We start from the raw sequence: 20,073 nt of genomic DNA, 5'->3' as shown, positions 1-20,073 counted from the left end.
GTGATGTTAGTCAAAGGTTGCGATTTTTCTTCCGTATTGTAACGACAGGTAAAATAATTACGCTCTGCGCGGCAAACTGACACATTTGTCAGTGGACGCTCACTCTTAACGCCACCGCCGTGGCAAAGGGCGCTAACGTCGCACTGCCCGCCAGCATTGCGCCCAGAATAGCCAGATAGCCATCAATAGGCATCGACATCGACGCCGCATCAATTGCGCCGGTGGCAAAAATCAGCACCGGAATATACAGCGGCAGCACCAGCAGGCTCAGCAACACGCCGCCCTTGCGCAGCCCGACGGTCAGCGCCACGCCAATCGCACCGATAAAACTCAGCGTCGGCGTACCCAATAAAAGGGTCAGTGCCACGGCTTTCCACGTTTCAAAATCCAGTGAAAGCAGTAACGCGATGAGCGGCGAGAGGACAAGCAACGGCAAACCGGTCACCACCCAGTGAGCACACACTTTCCCCAGAACCGTGAGTGCCAGCGGCGAAGGCAATAACAGCAGCTGTTCGAGCGTGCCGTCGAGATAGTCATCGCGGAATAACCTTTCCAGCGCCAGCAGCGAAGACAGCAGTGCAGCGACCCAGACAATCCCCGGCGCGATGCGCGCCAGCAGTTTGGGTTCCGGGCCAATGCCTAACGGAAACAGGGTAATAACAATCAGGAAAAACCACAGCGGGTTAATAATTTCGGCGCTTTTGCGAAAGGCAATTTTTAGCTCGCGGCGCAGGACTTTAGTCAACATTCCGTCTCATTTCCTTTCACGTCACGCCAGCGCTTCACTGGTCAGACGGAGTTTTCGCACGTCGCGGCTCATGCCCTGCAAATCCTGATGCGTGGTCAGCAGCACCATACCGCCCTGCTGTGTGTGCTGTTCAAACAGCGCAATCAGTGTCGCCACGCCTTCTTTATCTATCGCGGTCAGCGGCTCGTCGAGGATCCACAACGGCGCATCGCTCAGCCACAAACGCGCCAGCGCCACACGTCGCTGCTGCCCGGCGGACATCTGTGCGACCGTGACATCCTCGTAACCCGGCAATCCGACATTTTCCAGCGCCTGATAGATGGCATCAGCGTCACCTTTGCGGTTAACGGACTGGCGGTTCACAGACTGATAGAAAGCAAGGTTCTCAAACGCAGTAAGTACTGACTTTACGCCGGGCTGATGGCCGAGATACAGAAGCTGCTGATGAAAAACATCACGCTGGCGGCGGGTGTTCACGCCCTGCCAGCGAACTTCACCGCCGTCCGGTGAGGAAAGGCCGGCGAGAATGCGTAATAAGCTGGTTTTACCGGCGCCGTTGCGGCCCTCAATTTGCACCATTTCAGCCGGTTCGACAGTGAAACTTAAGCCACTGAACAGGGTTCGCTCATCGCGAACGCAACTCAGATTTAGGGCTTCAAACATGAGGATGTCTCTTATTTTTCACAAGTGCGCATCATATCACAGGCGTCAGGCGCGACGCAGCGCAAGGTGCCACAGTTTACATGGCTGAAATCCCTGAAATCCAGCAGCTATTCTTCAAAATGACCCATAAGGTTCATGGGTTAATGATTTGTAACTTTTCGGTATACCTCTTCATAAATCCCACGCCTCGCCTATGCTTATCCGTGAACACTTTAAAAGCCGCCTTGCGGCACACCGAAGGATTACCCATGAACGAAGAAAAGAAAAAACAGGACACCAGCGACGTCGACAGCGACGAGCACTCACAAGGCAAAGAGATCGAGACCGGTGAGGAAAATTTACCCTCCAAAGCCGCAGCCGTGCATGAAGTTATCCGCATGGAAGGTGAAAAAGAGCTGGATCGTGACGGACAGGCTTTACTGTGGTCAGCCATTGCCGCCGGGCTTTCGATCAGCGCGTCGTTGATGGCGAAAGGCATCCTGCACGCCCGTCTGCCCGACACGCCGGAGCGATTTTTCATCGAGAACATTGGTTATACCGTCGGGTTCATAATTGTCATCATGGCGCGTCAGCAACTGTTTACCGAGAACACTGTCACTGCCGTATTGCCGGTAATGCAAAAACTGACCGGTAAGAACATCCTGCTTCTCTTGCGGCTATGGGGATTAGTGCTTGGGGGAAATATCATCGGCTGCGGGATTGCAGCGCTGGCTTTCCATCTGGTGCCGTTCTTTGATTCGGACACTGACAAAGCGTTTCGCACCATCAGCATGGAGATCATGGAGAAAGGGCCGGGAGCGATGTTCGTTGGCGGCATGGTTTCCGGGTGGCTAATCGCCACGATGGTCTGGATGATCCCGTCAGCCGGTACGGCCAAACTGTGGGTGATCATGCTGATGACCTATATGGTGGCGATCGGTGACCTGACGCACATCGTGGTCGGCTCGGTGGAAGTTCTCTATCTGGTCTTCTCCGGCGCAATTCCCTGGTATGAATTCATCTGGCCGTTTGCCCTGCCGACGCTGGCAGGCAACATCGCCGGCGGGACCTTTATCTTCGCGCTGATAAGTCACGCGCAGATCCGCAACGACATGAGCAACCAGAAGAAAGCCAAAGCCAAAAAAGAGGAACAGGAAGCCGCAAAGAAAGAGGCCGCGAAGCCTTAGAAACCGGTAAAACGGCAAGACTGGCGAGGAAACGACCAAACGGCAGTCTAACGCCTTATTATTGAGAGAAAAACGAGTATACTACGCGGGCGCTTTCCACAGGCGCCCGTGTCTCCTTAGTTAAACGGATATAACAAGCCCCTCCTAAGGGCTAGTTACAGGTTCGATTCCTGTAGGGGACACCATAACCACTTTCCACGACATCCCGCCAAGTACAAAAACCTAGTAAAATCAGAAAGTAAAATAGAAACATCATCCCATTCAATCCCATATAAACCCACTACAGCCCATTTTTTCTTGGGTATAAATACGGGTATAATTGGTTCGATAAAATTTGTACCCGTCGAACTAAGGAAATTTCATGCCATTAACTGATACAGGCATCAGGAGCTCGAAGCCAAAAGATAAACCTTATAAACTCAGTGATTCCAATGGGTTATATCTTCTGGTGCATTCTAATGGTTCGAAGTATTGGCGCTTCAGACGCACTATTAACGGGAAGGACACCACTCGAGCTTTAGGCATGTACCCAATAATGACACTTGCAGAAGCAAGGAAAGCTCGGGATGAATTTCTGAAAAGTTTGTCTCAAGGGATCGATCCTTTGCATGCAGAAAAAGAAGAAATCGCCTCGTTTGAAGAGATTGCGCGGCAGTGGCATGCCAGAAAGAAAACTTGGTCTTCCCTACACTCTCTTAATGTCATGCGAGCCTTCGAGACTCATCTTTTCCCTGAAATCGGCAGTAAAGCGATAGATCTGTTAACCACTCAAGACCTTTTAGCTCCTCTCAGAGCAATTGAAGAAACTGGGAAACATGAATTAGCCTCTCGTTTACAGCAACGCACGACTTCAATAATGAGATATGCAGTACAGAGTGGTCTTATTAAATACAATCCGGCACAAGAGCTGACTGGAGCGATTGAAACCCATAAGTCGCAGCACCGGCCTGCTTTGCCACTTGAAAGAATCCCTGAACTATTGCAAAAAATCGACAGTTATAGTGGCCGTAATTTGACCAAAATTGCCGTTAAATTAAACCTGCTGATTTTCATTCGCTCAAGCGAACTAAGATTTTCGAGATGGGCTGAAATTAACAAAGAGCATCGTATATGGGAAATTCCAGCGAACCGTGAAGAATTGGAAAAAGTGCGCTTCTCTTATCGTGGAAGCAAAATGAAAATGCCTCACTTAATTCCTCTTTCAAGTCAGGCTCTGATGCTTATAGAAGAGCTTGAGGCAATCTCTGGTGATGAAGTGTTAATGTTTCCCGGAGATCATTACCAACATAAGCCTATGAGCGAGAATACGATTAATAAAGCTTTACGCACGATGGGTTTCGATACAAAAATAGAAATTTGTGGTCATGGATTCAGGGCAATGGCATGTAGCGCATTGATTGAATCAGGCAGATGGTCGCGCGACGCCGTGGAACGTCAAATGAGCCATCAGGAAAGGAACAGCGTCCGAGCTGCTTACATTCATAAAGCGGAGCATATGGAAGAACGTAGGCCAATGCTGCAATGGTGGGCAGATTACCTTGATGCATGTAGAGAGGAGTTTATCCCCCCCTATGCATTTGTATGGGGAAGAAAATAGCAGCTTTAAGGCGTGGACATTATGTGGACACGTTTTTAAAATTCTCTATTAAAAACAGATATTTATCTTATTTATTTTTTACACTAGGAGCCTTTAAGCCATAACCGATTGAAAATTAATATAAAAATTTAAAGCAGCGTCTACTTAAGTTATAGACTCAAAATAATCGCCACAATTTTGTGATCGACATCACAAAATTAACCATTAATTATCACTTGCCATCACCCATTTGCTCATATTAAAGCCAGTCCCCCCTCTTTTCCTTGTTCACAACTATCCAATTCATTTTTTTCGAAACCGCTCTAAAACCTTCTAGAACCATCTAGCTGCTTACAGTGGCTTATTTTCTGACTTTGTTTATTAATAACATTTGTCAACTCTGTCTTTTTATCAGCAATTTTACAAACTAGCCCTAATTTGTTTATTATTTTTACGTCCCGTAAGCAACCGTAGCTTACCAAACATGAATAAATTAATAGCAGAAATTTGGAGATTGATCATGTACACACAACCTCAAACCGACTTTCCGAGCAAACTGATTCGCTTACCCAAAGTGATCGAAAGAACAGGTAAATCAAGAACACGTATATACGAGGACATAAAATGCAATCTATTCCCAAAACAAATTAAAACAGGGATACGTACTGTGGCATGGATTGAGAAAGAAATAGATGAGTGGATTGAAAATCAAAAAATGCAGCGTTACATGTAAAAAACCTCCCTACAAATTAAATCGAGAGGTATTTAAAAATCAGAGCTTAACTGAAAAAATTAAAATTCAGAATAGTATTTCTATGAAAAGTACTTGATTAAATCATTAACATTGAATTACTGGTTGTTTTTACTTAGCTCTATTTTAAGCTTTCGCTCACAAGCGTCTAAAACCCAAGATGAAAAATTAGCACTGGGATTTTTATTTTTTTCTCGCTCGACACTTGCATCAACTTCTTCAATCAATTCGTGGGGAAAACGAATGTTCTTTTTGGCTGATTTATTGTTGGTGTTACCACTAGACACTTATGCACCTCAAAATAGTGATATTCATGTGCGCACACAATACAACAAAGAAAGTCAAAATGTAAGAGTTGACATGTGCGCACACATGGAAACATACTGTGCGCACAGTATCGTTATCCGGTACTACAACGAGCGACGCCCCGATGTGCTTGCAACCACTATCGAGGCGTCTAATCAAAACGTAATCGAGATTTACGCTATGACTACTATGAATACTAACACACACTCACCAGCTATCTATTATTGGCTGTTTCTTGCAGTTAGCCGCTCTGACAGTAATGATCGCCCACATCGCGAAGCTGTTACGGCACCCGATGAGCGTACTGCTCGTCAAATACTGACTCGTCAATTCGTTTTGTCTTTCGCTGGCCGCCTGCCCGTACAGGAGGCAAAACATGCATAAACAAACGCAGACTAAATCCCCTGCTTGCACTGTTTCTGTACGCCGCCGTAGTCGTAAAATGCCAAAGGAACATCTGAGCCTTGAGGCCTATCACAAGCTAAGCCGTTCTCAGGCTGTATCGAATTATATCGGTGGGGACTTAATGCATCGGGAGCTTAATGGCCTTCACCAACTTTATATCCCGCATATTTTAAGCTATCTGAATGAAGATATCAGTTTCGTACTGGAAGAGTTAAAAGCCAAAGGGCTGTGCACAGACTTCCTGCATAACTAATTTATTTAATTCGCACCGTATTCATTACTAACTTTCTTGTTCTGATAACAAGCAGGGAGATACTCCATGTTCGATTTTCCACAGCCTGATGAAAAATGTTGCCTGAATAATATCGTTGTGTCCGTTATTGGTATTTTGCAGGATGGTATTCCTCACGAAACACCCTACCGCTGTCCGGGTCTCGTCTGGAACCCGAGCAACCTCCGTTATACTATCGTTATTCGTATTGAGCACGATGGGCGCGTAATTAAGTTGCCGCTGGGTCGTTTTATAAATGAATTCACCTGTATCAAGGTTGATACATTTAAACGCGATCCTGCTAACCGGCACGTCGTGCTAAAAGAAATAATGAATAACGTCATTTTGCAGGCGTACCGCAAGGAGAATATTGATGTGTATCCAAAAGAGAACTACGTCTATTTAAGCAAAAGCAAAGTCGGGCGGACGAGAAGGCATACCGGCTGGTTCTCTCACTGGACGGCAATGCGGGAAAATAACGACAGTCAGCATTACCTAAACTTCCTTTAACCCTCATAAACGCAACAGGAAGCCAATACTGGAATATTTTTCTCGGGTATATCTGCGCCTCTTTTTTGAAAATTAGCAATAAAAAAGCGCCGTATGCGCGGCGCTTAATATATTTACACGGTGCTGTAGAGCAACGTCATTACTATAAGGGATACGTGATGAAACACCAACCCATCGGTCAGGTTATTAAGGGCGCTAACGGGCGCTGGGCGACGCTATTACCATCACTGGGTATCAAGGTTCCCGCTGGCGGTCATCATGGCGCCTGCCCTTCCTGCGGGGGAAAAGACCGTTTCCGTTTCGACGATAAAGGCGGGCGTGGCACATGGTTTTGTAATCACTGCGGCAGCGGTGACGGCTTCGATTTAGCCTGTCTGGTCTCAGGGCAGGATAAAACGGCGACCGCAGCCGAAATCACCAAAATTCTCGGCACGGCTCCCGCCGAAAATATGCCTGCCAGAAAAGAATCCTCGGACGCCCAAAAGCGCGTGCAGCTTGAGAAAGCTTATCAGTCATTAGCCGGTCAGTCCTCGCTGGGTGAAAGCCTGTACCTCAAAAATAAAGGGCTTATCGGTCATACATACCCACTGACGGCCAAACCCTTCTCCATGGCCGGTATGACCTTTCCAGAGGGCTCTTTGCTGTTACCTCTGGTCACGCTGGATAACCAGACCACCGGCGCGCAGCTTATCAGCCCTGCGGGGGATAAATGCCTGCTCTCCGGCTCTAAAATGGCGGGCTCATTTTTGGCCGTCACGCCGATGCCCGACGAGTATCCAGAGCGCGTGATCATCACCGAGGGCTTCGCCACGGCCGTGACCGTTTCCGGTCTGAGCGACGGCTGGTGCGTGGCCGCGGTGTCAGCCAACAACCTGCTGAACGTTGCCAAGGTCATGCGGGACAAATGGCCGGATGCCCGTCTGGTTATCGCCGGTGATAACGACTTCGCCGACGGCAAGGATAATCCGGGCCGAGAGAAAGCATTTCAGGCGGCGCAGGCGGTTAACGGCTGGGTCACTATCCCGTCAGGACAATTTAAAGCCGACTGGGATGATTTTCGCCGTGAATTTGGCATCCAGCGCGCCCGTGACGCCTTTACCGACGAAATGGTGAACACTAACGACACGGCAACCCGTCTGCCCCATGGCTTTCGTCTGACAAAGGATTTTCTGTGGTTCGACAAGCCGGTCAATGACGACGGTGACAGCGGTCAGGTCAGGCAAATCAAAATTTGCAGCCCGCTGAGGGTCACGGCTATCAGTTGCGATGCCGACGGAGGGAAGTTTGGCCGCCTGCTGGAATGGGAGGATTCCAACGGCATCAATCATCAGTGGGCAATGCCGATGACGGTGCTTGCCGGCAGCGGTCAGGAGCTGCGGGAGGTTCTGCTTGAAAACGGTTTACATTTTATCAGCGTCAACGGTTCGGCCCGCGGGTTTCTGATGGAGTACATCTCCACCTGTCGCCCCGTGCGCAAGGTCACCTGTGTGAATAAAACCGGCTGGCACGGCTCCGTGTACGTCCTGCAGGACGAGGTGATAGGTAACGGGGCGGAGTCCGTGATTTTACAGTCGGCCTATTCCTCAAAGAATGATTTCAGGGTGGCGGGCAGCACGGCGGATTGGGTCGAACAGATTGGCCGCTACTGTGTTAATAATTCACGCCTGACATTCTGTGTCAGTCTGGCGCTGGCCGCTCCCCTGCTCCACCTTATCGGCGCAGGCGGCGGCGGTTATCACCTCAAGGGCGAATCCACCGACGGCAAAACCACCACCATGAAGGTGGCCGCATCGCTGTGCGGCAGCCCCGACTTCTGGAAAACGTGGCGAGCCACCGGTAACGCGCTGGAGGGTATCGCCCTGCGGCGCAACGATGCAGCCCTGATGCTGGATGAGATAAGCGAGGTGGACGGTAAAGAGGCCAGCCGCATCGCCTACATGCTGGGAAACGGTCAGGGTAAGGCTCGTAGCCGCGTCGACGGTAGCGTACGGGATCCGGTGACGTGGTCGATGCTTTACATGTCCACCGGCGAGGTTTCCATCATGGAGCACGCCGCCGAGGCCGGAGAAAAACGCACCGGCGCAGGCGTCGGTGTTCGTATGGTGCAAATTCCCAGCGATACCGGCGTACACGGTGCCTTTGAAACCCTGCACGCCTTCGACAACGGCAAAGACTTTGCCGAACATCTTGAACAGGCCACCAAGCAGTATCACGGCGCACCGTTCCGCGACTGGATACGCTATCTGGCCGCTAACCTTCAGGACGTGACGAACCGCGCCAAAACGCTGAAAAAGGAGTATGAGCGCGCCCTGCTTCCTGCGGATTCCGGTAAACAGGTTGGGCGCATCGTTGACCGCTTTGCCCTGCTGGCCGTGGCGGGAGAGTTGGCATCGGCGGCGGGGATAACGGGCTGGCCAGCCGGTGAGGCATTACGCGCCGCCAGAGCCTGTCTCGATGCATGGCTGAAAGACCGTGGGCATTCTGCCAATCAGGAAGAAGCGGACGCGCTGGAGCGCATAAGGCGCTTCGTCACGGCCAATCAGTTCACCCGTTTTGCCGACTGGGACGATGACAAAAACCGGCCTGCAAACATGGTGGGATATCGCCGCGTGATAAGGGGGAATAATATCAGTGACGCAGTGACCACGTTTTACGTGTTGCCGAGCGGCTGGAAGGAGATTTGTGGTACGTCAGACCAGAAGAAAACCGCCCTGCTGTGTCGTGAAACCGGCTGGATAACAGAAACCAGCGAAAGCCGGATACAAAAACAAATTCGCCTGCCAGAAATAGGGCCTAAATTCGTTTACGTGCTTAACCAAGAAGTTATCGGCTAAGGCAGCGCCTCACGTATCTTATTTAATTACTAATACATGTAGTACATGTAGTACAGCGCGTACAAGCATTGATATTTAAAGGGATTTTTCTGTACTACATCAAAGGTGGCGTGTAGTACATGTAGTACAGCGTTGATTTATAAGTGTAAAACCTTTTTCTGTACTACATGTACGCGGTGCAATACCGGCATGTAGTACGGATTTTCTCTTTTAAAATCATTCCTGTACGCGGTTGTACTACATGTACGCGCTGAAAAAGACATAACAGTATTTAAAATCAGAAGCCTTTCCTTCTGGCAGGCGCTTTTTAAGCCTCACGTTTCCTAAATAAAAAACCTAACAAATAGCCAGTAACAGGCTCTCCGTTGAGGATTTCCCCTCATCCTTTAACCATGTCGTATTCCCTGTCAGCGTGGTTTTCTAATGACTCAGCTTCAGTGTGATCACAATATATTATCCACTCAATTTTTTGACCCAGTCGGCATACATAGATTACACCGCTGAAAAATTAATGAGATAAGCCCCCGTTCTGCTATCCATTGCACGTCCCGACTCAATAGTGCGGGTCGCCGGTACAACACATAATGTTTGACATCAAATCACTCCCAGCACCGAGGTCACGATGAAAGAACAAGCCCCCCAGACCACCATCGCCGTTCAAAAAGCGATTAATCACTTCCAGAATGCACGGCATTCGCAGCGGGCGGACGTAGAGAAAATGGAGGAAATCACTGGCGATATTCTCCGCTGCCAGCAGCAAAAGCAGGACGCCGAAGCCCGAAGCGAACAGGCCGGAAATCAGTGGCGCGAAATGTTTCGCAAACTGCGCGGGCAGATCAGCCCTGAGATAAAGCAGCAGCACTTACAGCGGATGGCTGAGCAGGAAATGGCACGCGAGCTGGGAGAGCTGCTTGATTCTCTGAATATTCAAAAAGAGCGTCAGGAAGTGAAGTGCTCAACGTCGGGTGAGGCGATGCGCAGGAACCATGGCCTTGCACTGATGGACTATGGCACTCAGGAGCTAACGCACGCGCTCTCTAACGCCATCACCCCGCTAGTCCGCGCAATGGCTGTCAAATACCGGGCGCTGGCCATTGAGCAATCTTTTGTGACCCAAAACGGCCATTTCAATGAGTACGCTCACCCGCCACTGGACGCAGTCGTGAGTGAAGTGAATGAATATCTTAAAGCCGCAGTGTCCGGTTATGCCTTCAATATGCATAATGAGCCTGTACTGTCGCAGATTGGCCTTAGCAGTCCTGAGGCAAAATACCTTAACCCTAAATTGACAAGCGTGGGCGGGCGCACAATGGCGCTAACAATGATCAAGCGAAAAGAAGCACAGCTTGGTATTGGAGGACAGGCATCATGATGTATTGCCCACTTTGTCTCAAACCTGCCCATATGCGAAAAGTGAATGATTTGGAAGACGGGAGCAAAGAGACATTCCATCAATGTCAGAACCTTGAATGTTCCACGACCTTCGTCTCCAGGGAAACCTTTGGCCACATTATCAAAAACTCAAAAATCACGGTTGGCGAGGATGCGAAAGGCAGAAATAAGGGGGTTGAATGAGCGTAAGCCCAACTTATACAGAGTTGAAATGCCCCGTCTGCAAGAAAGCAGCCGTAAGGTTGACTGCAAAGCGCATAACCCCCTTTACCGTGCTTCGGTATTGCAAATGCAAACACGCATACTGTGCAGTGAGTTTTACTAATTATGAGGTCATAACGCGAATAATTCGCATACCGGAAAATAAAATAGGCACCGTTAATGCTTAAATGTCCGCATTGCAGAAGTAGCAGCAAAAAAAGGTCAACTCGCGCTTATTCTGCCACGTCGAAACTAGCCTATAGCGTATGCGTTAATGACCAGTGTCAGTGCGTATTCACCACTTTCGAAACGTTTGAGCGCTTTATCACTAAAACCGTCGACCCCGCGCATTTGCCAGCACCAGTGGAGGAACTCATTAATGCGCCTCGACCTGTAACGCCCGCCTATGCCGTGCGATTAGAGTGATAATTCCGGCGTATCTTTGTGCCATTCCATCACTGAGATACGCTTTTTATTATGTGTACCCCTCCATCTGATGATCAACCCGCCCGCCGACAGAATTCATTCCAAAACGTGCAAAACTCCCCAAAATGGGTGATATTAAGTCTGCATTCTGACTGCATGGATTTGCATTCAATTATGCCTATTTTTCAGCAGCATTCCCGCCAGCAATGACGCGGAATGAAGGGCATCAGGCAACTGCATTAAAACCAATACATAAAGCGGGCAGGCGTGGCGGGGATAGCATTGCGCGCGGGACACCAACTATTCTTTTGCCCTGTTTAGTTATCTACAACGTTATGAACACTAAACCATCTTACGTCTAGGCTTGATTGAAGATGGTATAGGCAATATGATGTCGCTACTCTTTACGCGTTAGAAGCGTGTGGCTATTGCTTCATCTGGTGTATCACCGGAGCTTTGTTATTGTGGTCAATTCAGCCACGGTCACCGCAAAAATCTGCGATTTTTACGCCGACCGTGCCTATTCTGGTAAAGAGGCAGTAGCCCCAGTATCTACTGGGGCTATTTCTATAAAAAATCATGGTTACATATAATGGATGATATTAGAGATAATTTTTTACTTTGTATTGATACTAAAAAATTACGTGTAAAGAATTTGCCTAATTTTATTTTCATATGTGGCGGTCTTATAGCTGACTTAGGCGATCATGAACCTGATGCCCCTCCCCCTTTGCCTAAATCAATGAGAGACGCTCTAATGCGGCGTATACCTGAGATGCGGCATATACCTCTCAATAAACGCATTACCCCTGATAAAATAATACTTGCAGAAGAATTTCAGGACTGGCTTGAGCACTCTATTGTCGAAAATCTTATTGACTTTGAAATAGTCCTTGCAGACTTAGCTAGTGCAGTTATTCTTGTAGTTGAGGGTTTGGGTGCTTATGCAGAATTAGGGTCGTTTAGCATCATTGAGTCAATATCTGAAAAATTAATAACAGTTGTTAATACCAATACAACTGTCCAAAGATCATTCATTAACCTAGGGCTGTTGAAATATCTAGAGGATAACAATAGAACCTTACTCAAATATCGATGGGGTGTTAGATATTCCGTCTCAGCACGTGAAGAAACACGAGTAAATCTTTCATTAACGGGAAGTCATGAGGAAATAAATCAAATAGCAGATGTTATCTTGGAAAGATTAACGACTGAAGTAGAAATAAAAACTCAACAATCTGTTAATTTCAACAGTCAAGCCAAGGGACATGTGTGCCTTTTGATTGGCGATCTTATATATATTTTCTCGGCCTTAAAAGTTAGTGAGATTAGAAAGTGTCTAAATGATGGGTTTGGTATAAATATCACATTAAAAAAAATAAAAGAATATATTTACACATTAGAAAAACTTGGTTATGTGGATATTGAACATTCAGGTGACACATATTATATAGCAACCGCGAAAAACCTAGGGTTTATAAAATATCGATACGTACCAGACAAAGATACCATCTATGAATTTAGTGATGTTAATGATATAAAAGCAAATGCTCTTCTCTATTATAGAGAGCACGACAATGCAAGACTAGCAGTAATTAGAGGATGAGGAGACACTATGAGTTACTTAGATGAAATAGCAAATTACCTAGACAAATCAGTTCCTTATCTGATCAAAAATTACATCTCCGCACCACGCGAATACAAAGTTTTTTATATTAATAAAAAAAACAGTTCTGAAAAAAGAGAAGTAGCTCAACCATCAAAAGAAATAAAAGAAATTCAACGGGCTATAGTTAAAACTCTTTTGGAAACCATCCCCATTCATAGCTGTGCAAAAGCATATATGAAAAACTCATCCATTTATGATAATGCATTGCCCCATAAAGATAACGCATTTTTATTAAAAATGGACTTCAGGAATTTTTTCCCTTCGATTAAGCCTTCCGATTTCCTATATTTCCTTGAAAAAAACGGATTGGTATTTGGGGCATTTGAAAGCACGATAATAACTAACTATTTATTCTGGCGAAGAAAAGGAGAAAGAAAACTTAGCCTTTGCATTGGTGCCCCTTCTTCACCAATAATTTCAAATATAGTCATGCATGATGTTGATAGCGAAATAAATTCATATTGCGAAAAAGAAGGTATTTTATATACTCGTTACGCAGATGATTTAACATTTTCCGCAGATAACATAGAAAAGCTTGAGATGATTCACTCTTTTATTTCCACTCTCATCAACAAAACTGAAAATCCGAAACTACTCATCAACAAAGAGAAAACCAGATATATTGGCAAAGGACGTTCCAAGCGAGTAACTGGAGTGGTAATTACTCACGAAGGCGAACTGGGTGTAGGTCGTTACCTGAGAAAAAAAATAAGAGCCATGATCTATCTTTATAGCCAAAATAAACTAAAAAGGGAGGATATTCCTTATTTACATGGAATGCTGTCACATATTAATAACATTGAACATGATTATTATATTAAGCTAAAATATCAGTATGGTTCTGAGATGTTTAAAGTTCTTTATCAAGAATCCTTGTGCATTTCAAAAGAAATAAAATCAGCTAACTTTAAATAAAAACATAAATTTAGTCAGACTTGCCACTTCTATGGGCTTAAAGGTATTTTATGTAATGGTCAGATTTTTCATCTCCATTCGATAGCATATCTTTGAGCTATGAAACTCTTACGTTTGTAGGACAAGCTAAATAGCGGGTACAAAAGCGGGTACAAAAACAACATAAAAGTAAAAATAACAATAAAATCAATGCAATAAAAGTAAATACGATTCCTGTAGGGGACACCATTAAGTCATTTCACGCCACTTCAAAAACCCAGCAATACCAAGCCTCTCGGCAAATTTAAGCTTTAAATAGCTTTCATATCTCTTCATGACATCACAGCATCATTGCGCGAACGCTTAGCAAAATTTTATAGACTAAGTCCCATCATCCCCCACGCATCTTTCCAGTCAGTGATGCGTTTTACTGAAATAGCATGATGAGTCGACTCATCATTTTGCGCGCGGTGTCCACCGTGTTTCTGCAGATAATCCATATATGCCTCATAAATATCATTCCTGATCCAAGATAACGGCGTGATATAGAAACTATTCGGTTCTCGACCAAGATCGATAAATACCCAAAACTCATTGTCATTTTTATCAAGGGTACAATGGGCAGCATAGTTTGTTGAGGTTTGCCAGGTCCCTGACGTTTTCGCTCTGGTTGTGACTTTATACGTTTTACCATTTGGGGCATCAAATGTGATGAATGATCTGTTGCCTTTTTTCTGGACGATGGCGTTTCTGGCCCCAAAGCTCATTAGTTTCTGCAATACCCTTAACTGCCCTAATTCTGCTGTAGTCATACTTCCCCCAGATCGATTTAAACATTTTCAACAACCACTGCAAATTTGAGGCGATGAAATAATTCCATGAAAAGTAGCAAAACAACGCCCGATACCTACTAAATAAAACATCAAAAGGAACGCGGTGAAATCGACCAAACAGTTTGCTGCCAGGTTAACCGCTGTTGCAGTTGTGGGATGAACTCATTAAGCCAAAACAGGGAAGCAACAAAACCTGAAGATCCACCACCACGACTGAATCGCTCAACGTAAAAGTCGTTGCCGCCCACCCGATTGATTAACGACTTCCCCGTCAGTGACTGAAATGCTGCCGAAATGATATCGCCCAATTCATTTTTATCTTCAGGAATACTGACCTGACATAAAGCCTGCCGCATCTCCAGCCACAAGAACAAACTCCCTCTCAATCCCCATTGCGTCGGAGCAGGATCAAATAAGTCGGATACAACGGCCCATTCACTTTCCAGATAGCTAATCTTTTTTACCGCAACTTGATGTACCAACGGGAAAAATATCAGCCTGAAAAACTCAGCCTCTACCGTAAATGTAAAACCTTCACCTACATCAAAGTGAATGGTGTCAGCCGTTGATATCGCTTTCCCCGTCAACGCAAAAAAGAGGTGACTTAGCCTGGTATCCAGTTCGTTAAGGTCATCAGGGCATTGCTCAACACCGGAAGCCGCAATCATTTTATCGACCAAAATTTGGTTGCCATCATAATCAGTGAACAATTGCCGCTCAGTGGAAACCACTTTTCTGAGAATTTGTCCGATGGTCAATTTTTGCGGGAACAGAAGATATTGCAGATCAGGCCGTTTGTGCTTTTCAACCACGATGTCATAAGCAGTCTGCCGCTTAGCATTCGTTGTCGCACTTCGGTCAGCGCCAATAGATAACAGTTCTCCCATTACCGACAAATTCGCTCCATGCCATGCAGCCTGATGCAGCGGGGTATAACCTTTAGGTTCACTGGGGTGATTTACCAGATCAGGATAACCACGAAGAATAGGTAAAAGCGTATTCCATTCCCCCTGGAAGGCGAGTTTCAATACCTTATCGCTAACAGACATCATCCCAGCCTCTCTTATTCTGCCCGTTCAGTGTCCCAGCGTAAAAACATACGCTTTAGCTTATCGACTGTGTGCCGCCATTTTGGTGTGGTCGGTTTGCAGACCGTATTCTGGTTGCCAAAGAAACCAACCTCATTCACAGCTTCATGTTCGCTGCGGGTTTCAAGCCATTTCACCGGCACAAAATACTCTGATTTATCGGGATCATCGGCATTCTGGCGATACAGTTCGCCATGCTTCAGCACGTCCATCGCGAGTTTTTCGCCGTCTTCAGTGTTGAGCGTAAAACTGCTGGCAGGCTCAACGGCGCTCTGCACAATGCCGACGCCGACATAACCCGTTGCCGGAATTTTTACCCAAACGCGATCGCCTGGCTGAAGCTGCTTTAACGTCTGGCTGTACCAGCTTCCACCGCCTGCACTGATGAAACCATAGCGGCGGGCCTCTTCCCAGTTACGGCTGCTTGGGTCGCCAAACGAGACATAGAACTCCCCGTTCCAGGGTTCCTTCGCTTTGGCACTGGCACCTGCGGTGGCTTGTGCGGCGTTAGTTTGCGTTTCGCTTGGGTCAATAAGCCAGGCACGGCTTAGGAACTGCTCTTCGCCGTGCTGGAACACCTTAAAGAACAGAACGTTTATAGAGATACCATTCTTACTCAGATAGTCCACGATGCGCTCAGTCGACGGATCCAGCTCCGCTGCCACAATGATGATTTGATGCGACTGGTTGATGGATTCTTCTTCCAACTCAGTATTGAAACGTTGCTGAAACGCGTCACCCAGATTGCCGCCACCGGAGAATTTCTCATAAATCTGTGAGAGACGGTCTGCGGTTAAATCATCCACCCACGAAGCGTAATCCAGCGCCTGCGCCACCACTTCACGCGGTGTACGGTCGCGTTTAAGCTCAATTAATATCAGCGAGGCATCCGGCGCAATCGCCAGCAGATCAATGCGCCCTTTATCGAGCGTATTTTCCTGATGACCGATAATCATCCACTGGTCAGAGAGGATGGTAGGATCGTTTAATATCATCTTCTCCAGCAACTGCTCGCTAGAAAGTTTACTGATGATCAGCGGCTGAGGGTTCTCCCCCACCCGCCAGATAGCATGATGAACCGGCATAAACTGCTCCTTAGTTTAACGCTGCATCTGTGAGAGCATCCGCCAGATGGAGTTGGGTTTGTTGGGCAGATAGAATATTGCTCTTTAATGATTCACATATTTCGAATAATCTTTGAACTTCATTATATATTCTCGATTGCTCTTCTAACGGCGGGCAAGGGAAGGCATATAACATTACACTGTTAGCAGATAAATTTGGTTGTGCTGAGCCATTGTCAAAACGAAATATTTGCGACTTACCAAATGGGCTTGTGAGGTAATTGTAAAAAAAAGCTCCGACTTGAATAATAAATGGGCGAATAATCATTAGAGATGAAGCAATGGCTCCTACCTTGTATGGAGTTACAAAGGCTGTTTTACCAAACGTTGCACCACGTAAACAATATACCAGATCTCCATCCTTTATTTTCCCACCTCGAAGTTCATCGAATTTTTTTTGCGTAATATAGTTCATAAATTCAACGGATAGAGTCCCATCTTTCTCAATATGCCCAGTATTTATCCAAGGAACACCGCTATCAACATATTCGTTTTTATTGGGATAATTACTGCCTCGATCACCATTTATAAATTCGGATAAAAGACCAAACTTGCACCATTCCCACCCCACTGGCAACTCAAACGGTTTTTCCTCTTCACTAATCGGCGGCAAAGGTTTTTGTTTTTTAATTTTCCCTTCTTTCACCAGTTGCGCTTTTTCCTGCTCAATACGATTTAGCAGTTCAGAGGCTGGTTCATCGTTAGGGTCTTGCGGCACCAGTTTCCCCATTACAGCCAGTTGCAGAATAGTTTGCTTAAGCGCATCTATACTCGCTTCGGTGGTAAACAGCGTGTCGAAATGTTGGCTGATTCGCGCCCAGTTTTCGGCCAATTCCTGGGAGTTTTGGCTGGCGGTAAGCGTGGAAAGCAGCGTTTCAACCAGCTGTGAATGCGCCTCCAGACTGGTCAGGGATTGCTGTTCCAGTTGATCGCAGAGGGACATGAGCTCTTTAACTTTAGAGATAATATTATTTTGTTCATCAATAGACGCTACAGGTAATATTATTGCCTTTAAGGTATTACCATTTACATTTGGTTGCCCTGTGCCGGATGTTCCATCATAAAGTTGCTTCCAGTACAACTGACTACCCAAGAATATTTTTGTGAATTGTGCTTGCATAGGGGGAAGGTATTTCAACCTTATTAAATAGGATGCAAATACTGATGGAACATTTATATTCTCAACTAAATATGACTTCCCTACAGTCCCACCAGTTCGAGCAATAACAATATCATTATCTTTCAGCTTATATTGCTCAGCCATTTTTTCACTGATATCACAACCAGGCACTGTTGCCCAGTTTACTTTGTCATCTTGGATATCAGTTATCCTTAATAATTTTATTTTTTTTGTTTCATCAGCAGAAGCTGTATACCCATAATGAATATCCGCCATAATGTCGTTGAGTCTCACCCACTCCCAACCCACCGGCAATTCAAATGGTTTTTCATCTTCACTAATTTCCGGCAAAGGCTTCTGCTTTTTAATCTTCCCCTGCTTCACCAGCTCCGCTTTTTCAGCCGCAATGTGTTTGAGCAATTCAGACGCCGGTTTATCATTCGGATCCTGTGGTACCAGTTTGCCGCGCACCGCCAGTTCGAGGATCAGTTCGCGCAGCTTTTTGATGCCGTACAGATCAATCTTGCCAGAGGTTCCGCGTCCGGCGGTGGAACGGGTGCGCAGGGCGGACGTCCAGGTATCGATATGCTGGGTGATCAGTTGTTCGACAGCCATCAGTTCGCTCCTTTACCGGCCAGCGCAGCACCGAGGATGTCGCGCAGCTGGTTGCGCAGTTCGCTGATTTCTGTTTGCTGCTGCTGATACTGACTTAACAGTTCATCCGGATCGTGGCTGATGGTTTCGCCCTGATACGGGTTTTTAATATCGAGGTTGAAGTTGCGGGCAATGATCTCGTCGATGCCCACTTTCCAGGCCTGATGGCTTTCTTCGCGGCTGGAGAAACCATCGGCTTCATCGCCCCACCAGTCGATTTCTGTCTGGAATTCTTCGAACTTCATCGGGCGGGTTTTGTTGTAGTTCTTCACGCCTGCCGGATACGGATGTTCGTAGAACCAGATGTCTTGGGTCGGCTGGCCTTTGGTGAAGAACAGGATATTGGTTTTGATGCCGGTGTACGGGCTAAACACGCCGTTCGGCAGGCGCACGATGGTGTGCAGGTTGCACTCTTCAGTCAGCATCTTTTTGATTTTGGTTTTTACGCCTTCACCAAATAAGGTGCCGTCCGGCAGCACCACGGCGGCGCGGCCTTTATCAGCCAGCACTTCGACGATCAGTTGCAGGAACAGATCGGCAGTCTCGCGGGTCTGCATTTCGGCCGGGAAATTCTTCTCAATGCCATCTTCTTCGGTGCCACCAAACGGCGGGTTGGTGACAATCACGTCAAGCTGCTCATCCCATGAGGAGAGCGGTTTGTTCAGCGTGTTGTCGTGGCGGATTTGCACCGGTACTTCAATGCCGTGCAGCAGCATGTTGGTGGTACACAACAGATGTGGAAGCTGCTTTTTTTCGACGCCGAAAATCTGCTTTTGCAGTATCTGATGGTCTTCGGTGGTGTTGACGTAATGCTCTTTGACGTGGTCAAAGGCACAGGCCAGAAAACCGCCGGTACCGCAGGCCGGGTCCATAATCGATTCGCCCAGTTTCGGGTCGATACGGTTGACCATAAAACGTGTTACGGCGCGCGGGGTATAGAACTCACCGGCGTTACCGGCGCTTTGTAAATCACGCAGGATCTGTTCGTAGATATCACCAAACAGGTGGCGTTCATTGCTGTTGCTGAAATCAATTTCGTTCAGCTTGTTGATCACCTGACGCAGCAAAGTACCGTTCTTCATGTAGTTGTAGGCATCGCTGAAGGCCTGCTTCACCACAAAACCGCGCGGATTAATATCAAACGGCGCAGTCAGGTTTTTCAGTGCCGGGAACAGGTCGTCGTTAACAAACTCCATCAACGCATCGCCGGTGATCCCTTCATTATTGGCCGCCCAGGTGCGCCACAGATAACGCTGCGGGATCGGCAGACGGTAATCATCCTGCTCCAGTTCCAGCTCTTCTTCCTGCGTATCGAAAATCTTCAGGAACAGCAGCCATGAAAGCTGACCAAGACGTTGGGCATCACCATCGACACCGGCGTCTTTACGCATGATGTCCTGCAGGGATTTAATGACGGAGCTAATAGACATAGTGGTTTCCAT

Annotated in this window: 21 protein-coding genes and 1 tRNA gene; 14 read left to right on the top strand and 8 right to left on the bottom strand. The window is 46.8% G+C overall.

The window, feature by feature from the left end; genetic code table 11:
* Window positions 1-88: 88 nt before the first annotated feature.
* Entirely contained in the window at window positions 89-748 is a 660-nt protein-coding gene (ccmB, locus tag TU92_RS10125) for a heme exporter protein CcmB (RefSeq protein WP_112166789.1), read from the bottom strand.
* 21 nt (window positions 749-769) lie between these two features.
* Complete coding sequence (gene ccmA / locus TU92_RS10120; protein ID WP_112166786.1) at window positions 770-1,411, bottom strand: cytochrome c biogenesis heme-transporting ATPase CcmA; 642 nt, start codon at window positions 1,409-1,411, stop codon at window positions 770-772.
* A gap of 248 nt (window positions 1,412-1,659) precedes the next feature.
* Here ccmA and TU92_RS10115 point away from each other — a divergent pair, with 248 nt between their 5' ends.
* The 4 genes from TU92_RS10115 (at window position 1,660) to TU92_RS10100 (ending at window position 4,886) form a co-directional block, all read left to right on the top strand.
* Window positions 1,660-2,577 (top strand): formate/nitrite transporter family protein, encoded by a 918-nt coding sequence (locus TU92_RS10115; RefSeq protein ID WP_112166784.1) that lies wholly within the window; start codon window positions 1,660-1,662, stop codon window positions 2,575-2,577.
* A gap of 110 nt (window positions 2,578-2,687) precedes the next feature.
* Window positions 2,688-2,762: transfer RNA gene (locus TU92_RS10110), tRNA-Arg, on the top strand.
* Window positions 2,763-2,938: 176 nt separating this feature from the next.
* Window positions 2,939-4,174: a tyrosine-type recombinase/integrase gene (locus TU92_RS10105; protein WP_112166782.1), complete on the top strand. Its 1,236-nt coding sequence runs from the start codon at window positions 2,939-2,941 to the stop codon at window positions 4,172-4,174.
* Between the two features lie 499 nt (window positions 4,175-4,673).
* On the top strand, window positions 4,674-4,886 hold the full coding sequence (locus TU92_RS10100) for a helix-turn-helix transcriptional regulator (RefSeq protein WP_112167381.1): 213 nt from the start codon (window positions 4,674-4,676) through the stop codon (window positions 4,884-4,886).
* Between the two features lie 116 nt (window positions 4,887-5,002).
* Here TU92_RS10100 and TU92_RS10095 read toward each other — a convergent pair whose 3' ends face one another.
* Window positions 5,003-5,191, bottom strand: a complete 189-nt coding sequence (locus TU92_RS10095; RefSeq protein WP_112166780.1) for a YlcI/YnfO family protein — start codon at window positions 5,189-5,191, stop codon at window positions 5,003-5,005.
* On the opposite strand from TU92_RS10095, the gene TU92_RS22450 reads away from it, so the two are divergent.
* The 10 genes from TU92_RS22450 (at window position 5,148) to TU92_RS10045 (ending at window position 13,833) form a co-directional block, all read left to right on the top strand.
* The gene (locus TU92_RS22450) at window positions 5,148-5,594 is read left to right on the top strand and encodes a host cell division inhibitor Icd-like protein (RefSeq protein WP_425272523.1); all 447 of its coding nucleotides are present in this window, start codon (window positions 5,148-5,150) and stop codon (window positions 5,592-5,594) included. The two genes, TU92_RS10095 and TU92_RS22450, sit on opposite strands and share 44 nt — an antisense overlap.
* Entirely contained in the window at window positions 5,587-5,868 is a 282-nt protein-coding gene (locus TU92_RS10085; protein ID WP_425272522.1) for a derepression protein, read from the top strand. The genes TU92_RS22450 and TU92_RS10085 overlap by 8 nt, the downstream gene beginning before the upstream one ends.
* 66 nt (window positions 5,869-5,934) lie before the next feature.
* Window positions 5,935-6,396, top strand: a complete 462-nt coding sequence (locus tag TU92_RS10080; RefSeq protein ID WP_112166778.1) for a hypothetical protein — start codon at window positions 5,935-5,937, stop codon at window positions 6,394-6,396.
* Between the two features lie 158 nt (window positions 6,397-6,554).
* A complete protein-coding gene (locus TU92_RS10075) occupies window positions 6,555-9,230 on the top strand; it encodes a DUF927 domain-containing protein (protein WP_112166775.1) in 2,676 nt (891 codons plus the stop codon).
* Window positions 9,231-9,852: 622 nt separating this feature from the next.
* On the top strand, window positions 9,853-10,602 hold the full coding sequence (locus tag TU92_RS10070) for a hypothetical protein (protein WP_112166774.1): 750 nt from the start codon (window positions 9,853-9,855) through the stop codon (window positions 10,600-10,602).
* Window positions 10,599-10,805 (top strand): ogr/Delta-like zinc finger family protein, encoded by a 207-nt coding sequence (locus TU92_RS10065; RefSeq protein WP_112166772.1) that lies wholly within the window; start codon window positions 10,599-10,601, stop codon window positions 10,803-10,805. The genes TU92_RS10070 and TU92_RS10065 overlap by 4 nt, the downstream gene beginning before the upstream one ends.
* The gene (locus TU92_RS22620; protein WP_112166770.1) at window positions 10,802-11,011 is read left to right on the top strand and encodes an ogr/Delta-like zinc finger family protein; all 210 of its coding nucleotides are present in this window, start codon (window positions 10,802-10,804) and stop codon (window positions 11,009-11,011) included. Before TU92_RS10065 ends, TU92_RS22620 begins: the two co-directional genes overlap by 4 nt.
* On the top strand, window positions 11,004-11,249 hold the full coding sequence (locus TU92_RS22615; protein ID WP_112166768.1) for an ogr/Delta-like zinc finger family protein: 246 nt from the start codon (window positions 11,004-11,006) through the stop codon (window positions 11,247-11,249). Before TU92_RS22620 ends, TU92_RS22615 begins: the two co-directional genes overlap by 8 nt.
* 592 nt (window positions 11,250-11,841) lie before the next feature.
* Window positions 11,842-12,855: a retron St85 family effector protein gene (locus TU92_RS10050; RefSeq protein WP_112166766.1), complete on the top strand. Its 1,014-nt coding sequence runs from the start codon at window positions 11,842-11,844 to the stop codon at window positions 12,853-12,855.
* Between the two features lie 9 nt (window positions 12,856-12,864).
* On the top strand, window positions 12,865-13,833 hold the full coding sequence (locus tag TU92_RS10045) for a retron St85 family RNA-directed DNA polymerase (protein WP_112166764.1): 969 nt from the start codon (window positions 12,865-12,867) through the stop codon (window positions 13,831-13,833).
* 353 nt (window positions 13,834-14,186) lie between these two features.
* On the opposite strand, the gene TU92_RS10040 is transcribed toward TU92_RS10045, so the two are convergent.
* The 5 genes from TU92_RS10040 to TU92_RS10020 all read right to left on the bottom strand — a co-directional run bounded on the left by TU92_RS10040 (window position 14,187) and on the right by TU92_RS10020 (window position 20,061).
* Window positions 14,187-14,624, bottom strand: a complete 438-nt coding sequence (locus tag TU92_RS10040) for a hypothetical protein (RefSeq protein WP_112166762.1) — start codon at window positions 14,622-14,624, stop codon at window positions 14,187-14,189.
* Window positions 14,625-14,734: 110 nt separating this feature from the next.
* On the bottom strand, window positions 14,735-15,694 hold the full coding sequence (locus TU92_RS10035; protein WP_168990326.1) for an ankyrin repeat domain-containing protein: 960 nt from the start codon (window positions 15,692-15,694) through the stop codon (window positions 14,735-14,737).
* A 14-nt stretch (window positions 15,695-15,708) separates the two neighbouring features.
* On the bottom strand, window positions 15,709-16,818 hold the full coding sequence (locus tag TU92_RS10030; RefSeq protein ID WP_112166759.1) for a PDDEXK family nuclease: 1,110 nt from the start codon (window positions 16,816-16,818) through the stop codon (window positions 15,709-15,711).
* A 10-nt stretch (window positions 16,819-16,828) separates the two neighbouring features.
* A complete protein-coding gene (locus tag TU92_RS10025; protein WP_112166757.1) occupies window positions 16,829-18,592 on the bottom strand; it encodes a restriction endonuclease subunit S in 1,764 nt (587 codons plus the stop codon).
* Complete coding sequence (locus TU92_RS10020) at window positions 18,592-20,061, bottom strand: N-6 DNA methylase (RefSeq protein WP_112166755.1); 1,470 nt, start codon at window positions 20,059-20,061, stop codon at window positions 18,592-18,594. The genes TU92_RS10025 and TU92_RS10020 overlap by 1 nt, the downstream gene beginning before the upstream one ends.
* Between the last annotated feature and the right edge of the window lie 12 nt (window positions 20,062-20,073).

The sequence above is a fragment of the Rahnella inusitata genome (assembly GCF_003263515.1).
GTDB classification, from domain to species: domain Bacteria; phylum Pseudomonadota; class Gammaproteobacteria; order Enterobacterales; family Enterobacteriaceae; genus Rahnella; species Rahnella inusitata.
The sequence above is the reverse complement of the archived record's forward strand: the minus strand, read 5'-3'. Positions and strand labels throughout refer to the sequence as shown.

Excerpts from the sequence above, each read along its gene's own strand:
- ccmB (WP_112166789.1), bottom strand. The coding sequence starts at position 748 with ATGTTGACTAAAGTCCTGCGCCGCGAGCTAAAAATTGCCTTTCGCAAA.
- ccmA (WP_112166786.1), bottom strand. The coding sequence starts at position 1,411 with ATGTTTGAAGCCCTAAATCTGAGTTGCGTTCGCGATGAGCGAACCCTG.
- TU92_RS10115 (WP_112166784.1), top strand. The coding sequence starts at position 1,660 with ATGAACGAAGAAAAGAAAAAACAGGACACCAGCGACGTCGACAGCGAC.
- TU92_RS10105 (WP_112166782.1), top strand. The coding sequence starts at position 2,939 with ATGCCATTAACTGATACAGGCATCAGGAGCTCGAAGCCAAAAGATAAA.
- TU92_RS10100 (WP_112167381.1), top strand. The coding sequence starts at position 4,674 with ATGTACACACAACCTCAAACCGACTTTCCGAGCAAACTGATTCGCTTA.
- TU92_RS22450 (WP_425272523.1), top strand. The coding sequence starts at position 5,148 with ATGTTCTTTTTGGCTGATTTATTGTTGGTGTTACCACTAGACACTTAT.
- TU92_RS10085 (WP_425272522.1), top strand. The coding sequence starts at position 5,587 with ATGCATAAACAAACGCAGACTAAATCCCCTGCTTGCACTGTTTCTGTA.
- TU92_RS10080 (WP_112166778.1), top strand. The coding sequence starts at position 5,935 with ATGTTCGATTTTCCACAGCCTGATGAAAAATGTTGCCTGAATAATATC.
- TU92_RS10075 (WP_112166775.1), top strand. The coding sequence starts at position 6,555 with ATGAAACACCAACCCATCGGTCAGGTTATTAAGGGCGCTAACGGGCGC.
- TU92_RS10070 (WP_112166774.1), top strand. The coding sequence starts at position 9,853 with ATGAAAGAACAAGCCCCCCAGACCACCATCGCCGTTCAAAAAGCGATT.
- TU92_RS10065 (WP_112166772.1), top strand. The coding sequence starts at position 10,599 with ATGATGTATTGCCCACTTTGTCTCAAACCTGCCCATATGCGAAAAGTG.
- TU92_RS22620 (WP_112166770.1), top strand. The coding sequence starts at position 10,802 with ATGAGCGTAAGCCCAACTTATACAGAGTTGAAATGCCCCGTCTGCAAG.
- TU92_RS22615 (WP_112166768.1), top strand. The coding sequence starts at position 11,004 with ATGCTTAAATGTCCGCATTGCAGAAGTAGCAGCAAAAAAAGGTCAACT.
- TU92_RS10050 (WP_112166766.1), top strand. The coding sequence starts at position 11,842 with ATGGATGATATTAGAGATAATTTTTTACTTTGTATTGATACTAAAAAA.
- TU92_RS10045 (WP_112166764.1), top strand. The coding sequence starts at position 12,865 with ATGAGTTACTTAGATGAAATAGCAAATTACCTAGACAAATCAGTTCCT.
- TU92_RS10040 (WP_112166762.1), bottom strand. The coding sequence starts at position 14,624 with ATGACTACAGCAGAATTAGGGCAGTTAAGGGTATTGCAGAAACTAATG.
- TU92_RS10035 (WP_168990326.1), bottom strand. The coding sequence starts at position 15,694 with ATGTCTGTTAGCGATAAGGTATTGAAACTCGCCTTCCAGGGGGAATGG.
- TU92_RS10030 (WP_112166759.1), bottom strand. The coding sequence starts at position 16,818 with ATGCCGGTTCATCATGCTATCTGGCGGGTGGGGGAGAACCCTCAGCCG.
- TU92_RS10025 (WP_112166757.1), bottom strand. The coding sequence starts at position 18,592 with ATGGCTGTCGAACAACTGATCACCCAGCATATCGATACCTGGACGTCC.
- TU92_RS10020 (WP_112166755.1), bottom strand. The coding sequence starts at position 20,061 with ATGTCTATTAGCTCCGTCATTAAATCCCTGCAGGACATCATGCGTAAA.